Origin of the sequence: Ekhidna lutea (genome assembly GCF_900188325.1) — a bacterium.
GTDB classification, from domain to species: Bacteria; Bacteroidota; Bacteroidia; order Cytophagales; family Cyclobacteriaceae; genus Ekhidna; species Ekhidna lutea.
In genome coordinates this window covers 508,640-521,209 of the sequence record NZ_FZPD01000004.1, presented here as the reverse complement: position 1 = coordinate 521,209, position 12,570 = coordinate 508,640, and the positions used below count along the sequence as shown (strand labels likewise).

The following is a 12,570-nucleotide window of genomic DNA, read 5'->3' as shown; positions in this document are numbered from 1 at the left end:
CACAACCATTATGAGCATCAACCGTCGCGATTGGATCAGACAAAGTTTACTGGCATCTGCAACGATGCTGGTAGCCGGACCACATATCGCACAAGGCTGTGCCAGTGAACGACCACCGAAATTGCAGGGAAAGGACGACTTCATTCTGCTGAATTGGAATGAAAATCCGTATGGCCCATCAGATACTGCAATTCAGGCGGTTAATGATGCCATGAAATATGCCAATCGATATCCTGACGAGCAGATCAATGAATTGAAAGAAAAGCTGGCTGCAAAGAATGGTCTTAAACCGGCTAATTTTCTCTTGACAGCAGGGTCTACGGAAGTGCTTAGTTTACTTGGGCAACATGTCGGATTACAAAAAGGTGAGATACTTACTCCTTATCCTACATTTCCCACCGCTTTGCGATTTGGTGAACGGGCAGGAGCATCAATCAAAAAAGTTAAGCTGGATGCCAATGATCGGATTGATCTGGATCAAACGCTCGACGCAATTTCAGACAAAACCACACTGGTTTTTATCTGTAATCCTAACAATCCAACTGGTACTGAATTGCCCACTGATGACTTAAAAACCTTCTGCAGAAAAGTACCGGAAAATGTACTGATATGTGTGGATGAAGCTTATGTGGAGTATTCTAATGCGGGCCTGAAAGGGAGCATGATCAGCCTTGTGAATGAACTGCCCAATCTCGTGATCTGCCGCACATTTTCTAAGGCCTATGGTCTGGCCGGATTGCGCATGGGATACGCAGTATCCAATGTTCGAAATATTCAGGCCTTGAGGGACCGACATTTGGGAGCAGAGATTTCTACAGGCTGGCCGCCATTGGTTGCCGCCAATGCGTCGCTGGATGATCCGGAGTTCATTAACAAGTGTGTGACGAAGAATGCAGAAGGCAAGCAGATTGTGTATGATGCGTATGATAAATGGGGTGTGAAGTACAATCCCTCTTCAACCAACTTCATCTATGCTCGTCAGGAGCGATTTGAAAATGATCTGGTGGCTAAGATGCGAAACAAAGGCATCCTCATTACCAAATGGCCGGATATGACCGATCACATTCGGGTGAGCATCAGCAAGCCGGAACACATGCGAAAGTTTGTGGAGGTAGTAGAGGAGTTTTTGGTGTAAATTACCTTGGCCAATACATTCGTATTGACCAAGATTAGAAACTTAATTTTTGGTGAAATAGCCGCTTTCTTGCAGAAAACTTTGAGCGTTAGATATCCCGAGAATATCAAATAGGGCCTGATTTTTATCCTCGGCATTTAAGTAATATGCCTCACAGATTTTATAGCCAATTGTGTAGCCAAGCAAAGTATGCTTATTACTTTCTGATAATGATTCCCACATCCAGTAACTCTGTTCCTGATTTTCAAGATCAGTGATAAATCGAGCTTTTAGATCAGCTTCATTCGCCTCAAAATATTTTTTATTTCTGTAAGGCCTTTTACCTTTCTCCACAAGATAATAGGATACAAACTCTGCACCTCCCTCTCTCAAAACCAGATCAAGCATGTTGTTTGTCTGACTATATGTTTTGATATAATTCTGGAAACCGAGAGTTAACGCCTGCTGAAAGTGCGTTAGTTCATGTAGCATAAGGTGTAGTAATTCTTCAGGACTGTCGATTGCTCGTTCTATCGTAACTAATTGTCCTTTAGGAGATGCTTGAGCTATTCCTCGATTAGAACCAACTATTAGATATGTTGGCGGATACATTGCATTTGGAACCACATCATGAAAGGTTAATAGATTTTTTGAATACCTCTTAATAAAGCTTTTGATCTTCTTACGAAAATCGGGGAGAAGTGCATACTGATCAGGATTTCGACCCAGGGCTTTAGCGAGTTTTTCTGGTGTCAACCCATGTCTTCCTATGTACTCGATTAAGCCCGGAGAGGCTTTAGAAAAGTAATTTTCATTTAGCACAGCAATCGAATCTGAATCCGCCTCAAGCAAATTAAATGCTGTAAGGAAATTATCCAGATCTGAATATATAACCTGTGCCTCAGCAGGGGTAGTTGGGTACGCTGGTTGTGCTTCAGCCATCATACAGGCACAGACAATCGTAATTGATAATAATGATTTCATAGTTGTTTATTTGAGTTTAGTTAAATGGTTTGTCTAATCTTCTTCGCAGATGTGGTGATTGAGTAAAGCGTTGGTCCGGCAAAGAGAAAAAAGGTGATTAGAGCTACCCAGATTCCTGAAATAGTCATGTATTCACCTAATTGAATATTTGATGCTGTTGGATTAAAAAGTATTCCAAAAAACATTGGGCCAGCCATTGTAATTAGCAGGCCTAGATCAAAAAGAAAAGTGAAAATCCATAACCTTTCCATTTGATTTTTCAGTGCTTTTGAAGCAATAAGAAAACTTCCAACTACAATGAATCCAGTTATGATAGTGACCCATATTCCAGCAGGTATTTTGATTAGTCCAAACTGATAACCTGCATATTCTGAATCAAAAAAACCTCGAAATGGAGCAACAAGGTTTGCTAGTAGATATGGAAAGTGTGCAATAGCAACAATAAGTAGTTGCCGATTGTAATTCTTTTGGCTGATCAACCAACCGAACCAAATTAGATGGCAGAAAGCCAATGCTAATCCAATGAATAACCAATTCATAATTCAAAATTTTAAGCTGACGTAATAATCGTACAGACCTCAAATGAGGTTGGCCATTCAGTCTATTTTGGGGTGAATTGGGCGCTATTTGGGGTGAGTGAACAGTTCATTAACCTGTTCTTGATATTTTTTGGAAACAGGTAACTCGATCCTTTCGTCTCTTTGCCTTAATAGAATAGTATCCTTCCTTGGGTAATCTTCCACATAATGGAAATTGATCATATATGATCGATGAACACGAATGAATTGACTAAATGGCTCTAGCTGATTTTCGATTGCGGAGAGGCTTGATCGAAGTGTTTTCTTTTCTTTGATCATTTGAATATCTACATAGTTATCATCAGCCTTTAGGCTTATAATCTCACTCATTGGTAAAATCAAAGAATCTTTTCCTTCACCAATCAATTCGATGCTTCCTGAAGCTAACTCCTTTTGCCCGATCATGGAATGGAAGTACAAATACCTGGCATAAAGCGAAAAAGTCAGGTAGCAGAAACCAATCATTAATCCACAAGCAAGCCATAGCTCAAGGTATTCGATAAAATCCATGCATTCCCAATCGCATGAAATACCTCTTATAATTAAATATGTATGGATCATGAAAAGTACTTTGAAGCCTAAGACTCTCAGATCAAAGGCATGATTTTTTTTGACTTGCTTTCTAAAAATAAAATCAAACAAATAACTGATGATGATCCAAACTGATCCAAAAAGTAGCAAGTTCAGAAGAAGGTAAATGTAGGCTTCAAAATTATTGTTGCTAATTCCAAAAGGGCGAGTGACTCCAAGAAACAGCCATATAAAGAGGCCAGTTGAGAAGTTGAAAAGGTGCTGCTTCCGTTTATGATAATAAAACCAATGAAAGTATTTATGGTTGATCAGCATGCCAGTAAAGATGCATTTTCTTTAGATTATAAAATAAGAACTTTTGGGGCGAACTTTTCTGAGATGATCAAATTAAGTCAAACTACCGAATAATTAATTTTTCCTGCGCAGTGAAGGATTCTGAACGTACAATTACCAAATAGGTCCCACTCTGTAATCGAGGCAATTCGAATAATTTTTCAGAGGTATTATTTAAGGATCGATCATAGAAAATCTTACCAGTTAGGTCCATAATTTCCACTTGATAGTTATCATCATTTGCCATTCCAAAATCTAAATTGACATGACCATTACTTGGATTTGGATATAGACTAATGCCGAATGATTTCAGAAGCTCCAGTCCAGTAATGGTGAAAACTACATCTTTACAAACCATAACCTCAGGACATTGATTAGTAGCGGTTAAGCAAATAGTATATGTTTTGCCTTCATAATCTTCAAAAGAAAAATCAGGGCTGATTGCTGTAGAGGTTCCTTCACTTGCAAAATCCCACAAAAAATCTACTCCTGATCCCTCTGATAGGTTGATAAAACTAACATTTGCGCTTTCGAATAAATCTGTTTCATACGTGAAATCAAAATCAACAATCGGGGAAGAATCTACTTGAACCTCCTTTGATTCTTGTAAAACTTCTGCGTCAGGAGTGGTTATTGTAAGACTTACCTGATAAGTACCACTGGTGGAATAGGTGAATAAAGCATTCTCAGTGGTGGCATCTGTGACATCATCTCCATCAAAATCCCATTCGTGAGTTGATGCATCTGGAATGTTCAAGGAGGTGTTTTGAAAATTAGCCTCGATTCCTACGCATGAGGCATCAGTGGTAAAGTCCACCGAAGGGCCGCTTCCACTTTCAAGTACTTCTACAATTTTAGAGAATGTGGTTTCACAACCTTGATTATCTGAAATAGTAAGTGTGGTTGTGTATTCTCCGGCAGTAGGAAATGTAAATGTCGTTTCTTCTTTGGTTGTGGCATCTATAACACCATCTGATTCAAAATCCCAGGACCAGGATGCTGTGGAATCTACGTTGAATAGTTCGACATCAAAGATAGTAGGTGACCCAACAACAACTGATTCAGCGCTAAATACCACAAATGGTTCAGGCTTAATCTCTACTTCAACTCCAGTGCTGTCAGCGCAAGCTCCGTTTTGAACAACCAACGCAAACGTGTGAAGACCCGAGCTATTGAAAACGTGAGTAATATCTCCTGCATCCGTGCTAATCTTATTACCATCCGCATACCATTTATAAGACGCATCTGACGCAAGCCCGCTGCTTAGATCGATCAGGTTTATTTCCTCTCCGACACAGGCAAGGAGGACATCAAAATCAGCAGTAGGAGCTGCATCTATATCGACCTCCTTCGTTTCAGTTAGGACTTCTGTATCAGGAGTGGTAATGGTAAGGCTGACTTGATAGGTGCCTTCTGTTGAGTATGTATAAAGTGCATCTTCGGAAGTAGCATCGACCGTTCCATCTCCATCAAAATCCCACTCATAAGTAGATCCACCAGGGATATTGGTTGATAGATTTTGAAAGGAAGCCTCTATGCCGAGGCAAGAAGCATCTGTAGTGAAATCTACTTCAGGATCATTTCCATCTGATAGAACTTTTATCAATTTTGAAAATGTGGTTTCACATCCTTCTCCATTGGAGATGGTTAGCGTGGTATTATATTCACCGATTGCAGGAAACGTAAATGTTGTATTCTCTTCAGTCGTTGCATCAATCACTCCATCTGTTTCAAAATCCCACGACCATGATGCATCTGATTCTACGTTTAATAATTCTACCTCGTAAACTGTTGTTGATCCGACGATTACCGGTTCTGCACTAAAAGCTACAAATGGTTGAGGCTTGATATCCACTTCAAGACCGACACTATCTGCGCAAGTCCCATTTTGTACTACCAAGGAGATAGTATGTAGGCCCGAGGTATTAAAAGCATGGGTAACATCACCGATGGTAGTACTTATTTCCTCACCATCAGCATACCATACGTAGGAAGAATCATTCGTAAGACCACTACTTTGATCGACCAGGTTAATTGTCTCTCCAGCACATGCAAGAATTGCGTTAAAATCAGCAGTAGGAGCAGAGCTGATAATTATCTCTTTGGATTCAGTAAATACTTCAGTATCAGGAGTAGTTACTGTAAGGCTGACCTCAAATGTGTCGATGGAAGCAAATGTATAGGTAGCATCTTCTGTGGTAGCATCTGCTACTCCATCCTCATCAAAATCCCACTCAAAAGTAGATCCAATTGGCATGTTGATTGACGTGTTTTGAAATGTGGCAACAATGCCAACACATGACGCATCTGTACTAAAATTTGCGGTCGGGTCACTGCCATCTGAAATGACTTTGATTACTTTGGAGAATGTGGTCTCGCATCCTGCTCCATCTGATACAGTTAGAGTGGTGGTATAGTCACCAATTGCTGGAAAAGTAAATGTTGTATTCTCTTTAGTTGTTGCGTCAATAACTCCATCGGTTTCAAAGTCCCACGACCATGTGGCAGCCGTATCTACGTTGAACTGTTCCACTTCAAAGATGGTCTCTGATCCGACGATCACCGGTTCTGCACTGAAGGTAACAAATGGTTCAGGTTTGACGGTTATTTCCTGCCCCGTGCTGTCAGTGCAAACTGCACCATTTTGTATGGCCAAAGAAAATGTGTGTAATCCGGGGCTATCAAAAATATGACTGATGTCACCTTCAAAGGTGCTTATTTCTACTCCGTCAGCATACCATTTGTAAGAAGCATCACCTAGAATTCCTGTACTCTGATCTGTCAGACTAATTGTTTCACCTACGCAAGCAGCCAGGATATCAAAATTGGCTATCGGACAATCTCCGTCAATCATGAATTCACGTGTTTCTCCAAATCCCCATCTACCATTCGCATCTTGTGCTCGGATTGTCATTGTGTGCGTACCAATTGGGTAGCTGTCCACCAATTCAAGCTGAATACTGGTGATATCTATGAGTGTCCCTGAAGTAATATCAATAGGAATGCCATTGCCTGTCCCGGGATCTTCATCGATGAAATATTCCATTGCAGCAATTGGAGAAATCTCATTAGTAGTATTATTAATTTCCTGAATGAAAAAAACTCTGGTCTCCGCCATTCCCCATTGCTCATCTGTATTCTTGGCTCTCACGGAAACTGTATGAAATCCATTTTCGATGGCAGCAATTGACAATGCTTCAGTAATGTCAATACTCAAGCTTTGAGTGACAGGAATGTCTGTACCATTTCCTTGTCCAGGATCCTCATCAATAAAATATTCAACAGCTGATATTTCAGCAGGATCAGCAGGAGTTAGTGCATCCAGATCCTGGATATAAAAAGCCCTGACTTCAGCAAAACCCCACAGAAAATCCGTATTTCTGGCTCTAACACCAATGATATGAAAACCATCAGAAAGGGCGGCTATATCCACAATATCATTTACGTCTATAGTAGGCCCGCTTCCAGATAGCGTTATACCGTTACCAACTCCAGGGTCTTCATCAATAAAATATTCCACTGTGTTTATATCGGCAGGTGGTGGATTACTTACACTCGAATTGGGTTGAATGTAAAACAATCTTCTTTCATGCAAACTCCAATCACCATTTTCATCTTGTATTCTAATCCCGAGGACATGTACACCATTGGTCAAGCCCATAGATGAAGTGGCTATGGTGAAGTTTAGATCAATAGACTGGCCTTGAGTGATTGATACCGGAAAAGGTGTACCCATACCAAGTCCAGGGTCTTCATCAATGAAGTATTCGGCGGCTACAATATCTGCTTGTGCAAATCCCCAGCTAAAGGAAAGCAGGAATAGTATCGAGTAAACTATTCTTTTCATAGCTCCTCCTAGTTGGACTTAGCCTGCACACTTACGTCCAGATCGTCATCGGGATTGATCACCGTGGAAACATTGAACGATTCAATGGTAGGAAGGCTTGAAGTCTTCAAAGAAAAGTTTGGAGTCATAGGGTAAGGTCCACCAGTAATGCCAATATCTGAGCCGTCACTACCTGCATCTACTGCTGCTGATGTGGGATCGAGACTAAAGTCGTATGATGAGGACCAGGTGTTTAATACAGGTATTGTCCCATTAAAATCAGGTGAAATGCCTTCAAGGTTATTGGCATTTCCTGAATTACTCACTCCACCACCAGAAGGGGGTAATTCGTTATTTCCCGTTTCAAATGATAGGTTGTTATCGAACACATTACGCTGAAAATTAGTAGATGTGCTTCCACCACCGGAAGCGAGACTTGGTGTTCTACCATAAAAAATATTATTTGAGACCAGTGCGTCAAGCATTATCGTAGAAAATGCATTGTTTGATCCATTTTGACCAATGAAATTATTGTTTTGAATGATTAGCACGTCACCCTCTGAGTATTTTCTAATCCCCGATAGAATAATATTATTTTGTATAAAAGCATTGTTGGGATTTGAAGATTCAAATGTGGTTAGGCCTTGCAATAAATTATTTCGAATAATCACCCCATCTACTTCTCGCTGGAAAGTGATCCCACTCGTAATTTGATTATCGAAAATGACCATGTTTGTAACAGGGATTGTATTAGATCCCGATGTTTGCCAGGTAATCGAAGTGATGAGATTATTATGAATGGACACAGCATCAAGCGTAAAAACAGGTCCTCCGTTGGTGTTCCTGGTAAGATAAATATTAGATAAATGAAGCCCTGTAATTGTGCTATTAGAAGCATTTTCAGTATTGTCTGAATTTGATCTTAGAGTAATGTTTGTAATCCTCGAAGAATGGGGTAAATCTTTAGTGAGATTGAATCCAATGCCAATTAAGTGTAATTCTTTTTCCACAACAATACTTCCGTAAGTAGTTGGGCTTGGCTGGATATAAATGGAATCTCCTGCCGAGGCTGCATCAGCAGCTGCTTGCAATGTGGCGTATACATTATCCCCCGTTGGAGCATTGGAATTATTATCAACAATGCGGATCGTTTGGGCACTAACAGATAGCGTAAGCCCGAGAAGGATTGGAGTGAGTAGCGTTTTCATGATGGGTGATTTATGATTGAACTCTAAATGAAGTTAGCCAATTTTAGTATCAAAAACTACTCAGCTGCCGGTTGCACTTGAAACAAGTTCAGGGTGACTTTCTATGATATATCAAATCTCTCGCCAAGGTTCGTGTCTTCACGAACCTTCTTTCTTAAATTTATTTAGTGAATTACTTCCAACAACCAAGAGCCTCCTATACTGAAATAGGAAAAATTTATTTCTGGACTGCAACGATTCACAATTGGCTACATCTTTTGAGTGGTGACAAGTTCAAAGAAATAATTACAGACTCTTTGTCATACCTCTCTAAAAAGACATTAATAGACGTTTTCGGTTTTGTTATTATGCCTAATCATATCCACTTGATTTGGAGAATGAATTCTCTAAGTGGAAAAGAGACACCTTTCGGATCTTTCTTGAAGTACACGGCTCATGAGTTTAAGAAGATGCTTAAAGAGAACGAACTGCAAAAGTTTAAAGTCGACGCAAGCAATAAGAGATATGAGTTTTGGCAAAGAGACTCAATGGCGATTGAACTTTACAGCCCTGAAGTAGCGTATCAAAAGCTGAATTACATCCATGAAAACCCAATAGCCAAGGATTGGAGTTTGGTTAGTGAGCCAAGTGAGTATATGTATTCATCTGCCTCTTTTTATGAGCATGGGGATGATAGGTTTAACTTCTTAAAACATGCTGGTGAGGAGTTTTGAATAAGGGTGGTTCGTGAGGACACGAACCACGGCGGTGAGAGAATGAATTCTCTAAGTGGAAAAGAGACACCTTTCGGATCTTTCTTGAAGTACACGGCTCATGAGTTTAAGAAAATGCTTAAAGAGAACGAACTGCAAAAGTTTAAAGTCGACGCAAGGAATAAGAGATATGAGTTTTGGCAAAGAGACTCAATGGCGATTGAACTTTACAGCCCTGAAGTAGCGTATCAAAAGCTGAATTACATCCATGAAAACCCAATAGCCAAGGATTGGATTTTGGTTAGTGAGCCAAGTGAGTATATGTATTCATCTGCCTCTTTTTATGAGCATGGGGATGATAGGTTTAACTTCTTAAAACATGCTGGTGAGGAGTTTTGAATAAGGGTGGTTCGTGAGGACACGAACCACCGCGGTTAACTAATGTAGATGTCCAAATCTGACTTTTGAGGGAGTCTATTCTTCTAGACAGGTAAATTGAATTTTATCTACTTCGCATGAATCAAAAAGGAATCCATACTGGCAAATTCTGGATTTGTTGTCGACCTCACTTTTGAATCTAATCATAACTATTGTATCTCCTAAATTAGAATTTTCATTGTAATACTGTGATGCCAATCTTTTATGCTGAGTTTTGTTTAGCGATTCGAAATCTGTTAGCACTTCATGTGGTGTACCACCTAAACTTCTCAATTCGAAAAACTCCTCAATTATTGACTTACTATTACAAACTTCCTTTTCGTTCAACAGTTTGTTAAACCCTTCAATATTTACAAAAGTTAGTTCAGTCTGATCAATAGAACCATCACCACCATTCATTAACTTTTGAAAATGTAAGTTTACATTCTCTGATAAAAAGGGGAAAATTGTTTGAACTTCTTTTTCAGGCTTATTATGAAGGATAATTCTTATTCGATCGCTAAATTCAGCTTGAAACAACAAAAGGCTTTCAGATTTATATATCAAGTTTTCATTGTAGTCAGACAGTTCTTCAGGAAGGATAAGCGACAGATTTTCTAAAAAATTATCATAGCCGATTTCATTTGCAATATGGGCCTTTCTAAACTCAATTTCGCTATTTGGTTTTCTAATGAAACGAAATATAAAAACAGCCACTAAGAGGATAGATAAAACTTTGAGAAAAATCCAGAAATAACCTTTCATCACCTAAAACGCCAAAATCTCCTTCATTTTCTCAGCAATCCTTTCCGCATTCGGAACTACCGATTCCATCAAAGGCACATTGTGTGGAAGTGGGATATCCGGCATGGCAATTCGCTCAACAGGAGCATCAAGATGGCTAAATCCTTCTGAAGCCAGCACTGCAGCAATCTCCGCTCCAAACCCTGCGGTCATTGCATCTTCATGCACGATTAGGCATTTATTCGTTTTCTTAATGGAGTTGAGCACCGCTTCTTTATCCCATGGCATAATGGTTCGCAGGTCAATCACATCAGCTGATATACGTGTTTCATCTACTGCGCCTTCGCAAGCTTCGCACATCGCACCCCAGGTCACGAGGGTGATGTCTGATCCTTCTCTGAGGAGGTTCGCTTTTCCGAATGGCACCACAAATTCATCTCCCGGGTATGGTCTTCGGGCGTAGCGGTTGTCGTTCAGGTTTCGATGCTCGAAGAACATGGTTGGATTGTCCGAGCGCATAGCGGAACGGATCAATCCCACAGCATCTTGTGCGTTGCTCGGGAAGGCCACCTGCCAGCCGATGGCATGCGCAAACATCACCTCGTTAGTCACTGAGTGCCATGGGTCACCTACTTTGGCAAACCCTCCGGGCATCCGTACCACAATCGGAGCTGCAAATCGATTGGCGGTTCTCCAGCGTGTGGTTCCACAGTTGTTGAGCTGCTCCATGGCCGGGTCAGCATATTTTCTAAACTGGATCTCTGCTACCGGCATCAACCCTGCATAGGCCATGCCTACTGCCCGACCAATGATTCCTTCTTCTGAAAGCGAGGTGTCAAACACACGGTCTTGTCCGTATTTCGTTTGTAAGCCCATAGTCACGGCATGCACACCACCTTTCATTCCCACATCTTCTCCAAAGACTAATACTTTCGGATTGGTTTTCAGCTCATAGTCCAACGCCAGATTGATTGCCTCACCAATATTGATCCTTCGTTTGTCAGGATTCGGTTCTTCGCTACTGGCGGGGAACTCTGGATTGGATGGACGGATGCCGCCAATTTCCTGCACCTCATCCGGCTCGGAGAAGACGTATTTTTTGATTTTAGAAGCATCAGGTAGTGGACGATTAAGAGCTGCCTCTGCTGATTTGTCTACAATTTTCTGTGCCTCTTTTTCCAGTGCTTTCCATTCTTTGTCGGAGAACATCTTTTTCATCGCTTTCAAAGGATCATTTGCCTGTTCTTTTTTCACAAGCTTTTCATCCTTGTATGCCTGGTTGTCCTGGTAGGAGTGACCATTCAACCTTGGTACGGTCAGCCGCACCAATGCAGGTCCTTTTCTGGATCGCACATGATCCGTTCCTGCTTTTAGCAGTTTAAATGCTTCCTCAGGATCGGTACCGCTACCGTCCCAGATGTCCAGGTTTTTGAATGAAGCCAGGTTCTCAGCAATGTTTTTACCCGGGGTTTGGTATTCGCTGGTTACCGAGATGCCATATCCATTATCCTCGATGTAGAAGAGCACAGGAAGTTTTTGTGTTGTGGCAATGGTCAGCGCAGACCAGAATCCATTGGTAGCCACTGATGCATCGCCACCTAGAATGGCAGCAATGGAATCTTTGTATTCTTTGTTTTTTAGTGTCTTCGCATGGTACTCGATACTCTGTGCCCAACCTACCGCAGGTGTGTATTGCGCACCCACATCACCGGCCATGGGCAAAACCACACATCCTCTGTCAGATTTTGGCATGTTGCACACTACTCCAATATCTCGTCCATCACTGTAGCCACCGGATCTTGTTAACGGTGCAGAAAGCGCATCTTCCACCGACAACCCAAGTCCGATCATAAGTGGACGAGAACGATAATATGCACTTGCTGAATCTTTCGGTTTGTCGAGAAGGTGAGCCAATATTAATTGTCCCAATTCGTGTCCTCTTGCGGAGAACTGATAAAGTACTTTTTTCTCAGGAACGAGCTTGTTTTCCTCCAGATCGTCCATCGCTCGGGAGATGAGCATTTTCAACGCGATCTCTTTCCAGTCTATCGCCGTTTCTTTCTTCTTCTTGGGTGCTGTTGCTGTTTTTGACATAGTTTATCGTTGGGGGCGCTAAGTTAGTAAAGGAGAGGGTTGTGGTGAA

10 protein-coding genes are annotated in these 12,570 nt (G+C 41.1%); 3 read left to right on the top strand and 7 right to left on the bottom strand.

Going from position 1 to position 12,570, the window contains the following annotated elements; all coding sequences use genetic code 11:
* Positions 1-10 precede the first annotated feature (10 nt).
* Positions 11-1,135: a pyridoxal phosphate-dependent aminotransferase gene (locus tag CHB71_RS13480; RefSeq protein WP_089357441.1), complete on the top strand. Its 1,125-nt coding sequence runs from the start codon at positions 11-13 to the stop codon at positions 1,133-1,135.
* 42 nt (positions 1,136-1,177) lie between these two features.
* Here the strand turns inward: CHB71_RS13480 and CHB71_RS13475 are convergent, their stop codons facing one another.
* From CHB71_RS13475 to CHB71_RS13455, 5 genes are all read right to left on the bottom strand, one after another.
* Positions 1,178-2,098 (bottom strand): DUF2268 domain-containing putative Zn-dependent protease, encoded by a 921-nt coding sequence (locus CHB71_RS13475; RefSeq protein WP_144017426.1) that lies wholly within the window; start codon positions 2,096-2,098, stop codon positions 1,178-1,180.
* 20 nt (positions 2,099-2,118) lie between these two features.
* Positions 2,119-2,637 carry a hypothetical protein gene (locus CHB71_RS13470; RefSeq protein WP_089357439.1) on the bottom strand — a complete coding sequence of 173 codons (519 nt, stop codon included), beginning with the start codon at positions 2,635-2,637 and terminating at the stop codon, positions 2,119-2,121.
* A gap of 84 nt (positions 2,638-2,721) precedes the next feature.
* Positions 2,722-3,237 (bottom strand): LytR/AlgR family response regulator transcription factor, encoded by a 516-nt coding sequence (locus tag CHB71_RS18845; protein WP_179213421.1) that lies wholly within the window; start codon positions 3,235-3,237, stop codon positions 2,722-2,724.
* 367 nt (positions 3,238-3,604) lie between these two features.
* The gene (locus tag CHB71_RS13460) at positions 3,605-7,387 is read right to left on the bottom strand and encodes a PKD domain-containing protein (RefSeq protein ID WP_089357437.1); all 3,783 of its coding nucleotides are present in this window, start codon (positions 7,385-7,387) and stop codon (positions 3,605-3,607) included.
* A gap of 8 nt (positions 7,388-7,395) precedes the next feature.
* On the bottom strand, positions 7,396-8,574 hold the full coding sequence (locus CHB71_RS13455; RefSeq protein ID WP_089357436.1) for a hypothetical protein: 1,179 nt from the start codon (positions 8,572-8,574) through the stop codon (positions 7,396-7,398).
* Between the two features lie 167 nt (positions 8,575-8,741).
* Between CHB71_RS13455 and CHB71_RS13450 the strand changes: the two genes are divergently transcribed.
* On the top strand, positions 8,742-9,287 hold the full coding sequence (locus CHB71_RS13450; protein ID WP_245811280.1) for a transposase: 546 nt from the start codon (positions 8,742-8,744) through the stop codon (positions 9,285-9,287).
* Positions 9,288-9,329: 42 nt separating this feature from the next.
* On the top strand, positions 9,330-9,665 hold the full coding sequence (locus CHB71_RS13445) for a transposase (protein WP_144017425.1): 336 nt from the start codon (positions 9,330-9,332) through the stop codon (positions 9,663-9,665).
* Between the two features lie 75 nt (positions 9,666-9,740).
* On the opposite strand, the gene CHB71_RS13440 is transcribed toward CHB71_RS13445, so the two are convergent.
* A complete protein-coding gene (locus tag CHB71_RS13440; RefSeq protein WP_089357434.1) occupies positions 9,741-10,448 on the bottom strand; it encodes a hypothetical protein in 708 nt (235 codons plus the stop codon).
* 3 nt (positions 10,449-10,451) lie between these two features.
* A complete protein-coding gene (locus CHB71_RS13435; RefSeq protein WP_089357433.1) occupies positions 10,452-12,521 on the bottom strand; it encodes an alpha-ketoacid dehydrogenase subunit alpha/beta in 2,070 nt (689 codons plus the stop codon).
* Between the last annotated feature and the right edge of the window lie 49 nt (positions 12,522-12,570).

Excerpts from the sequence above, each read along its gene's own strand:
- CHB71_RS13480 (WP_089357441.1), top strand. The coding sequence starts at position 11 with ATGAGCATCAACCGTCGCGATTGGATCAGACAAAGTTTACTGGCATCT.
- CHB71_RS13475 (WP_144017426.1), bottom strand. The coding sequence starts at position 2,098 with ATGAAATCATTATTATCAATTACGATTGTCTGTGCCTGTATGATGGCT.
- CHB71_RS13470 (WP_089357439.1), bottom strand. The coding sequence starts at position 2,637 with ATGAATTGGTTATTCATTGGATTAGCATTGGCTTTCTGCCATCTAATT.
- CHB71_RS18845 (WP_179213421.1), bottom strand. The coding sequence starts at position 3,237 with ATGATCCATACATATTTAATTATAAGAGGTATTTCATGCGATTGGGAA.
- CHB71_RS13460 (WP_089357437.1), bottom strand. The coding sequence starts at position 7,387 with ATGAAAAGAATAGTTTACTCGATACTATTCCTGCTTTCCTTTAGCTGG.
- CHB71_RS13455 (WP_089357436.1), bottom strand. The coding sequence starts at position 8,574 with ATGAAAACGCTACTCACTCCAATCCTTCTCGGGCTTACGCTATCTGTT.
- CHB71_RS13445 (WP_144017425.1), top strand. The coding sequence starts at position 9,330 with ATGAATTCTCTAAGTGGAAAAGAGACACCTTTCGGATCTTTCTTGAAG.
- CHB71_RS13440 (WP_089357434.1), bottom strand. The coding sequence starts at position 10,448 with ATGAAAGGTTATTTCTGGATTTTTCTCAAAGTTTTATCTATCCTCTTA.
- CHB71_RS13435 (WP_089357433.1), bottom strand. The coding sequence starts at position 12,521 with ATGTCAAAAACAGCAACAGCACCCAAGAAGAAGAAAGAAACGGCGATA.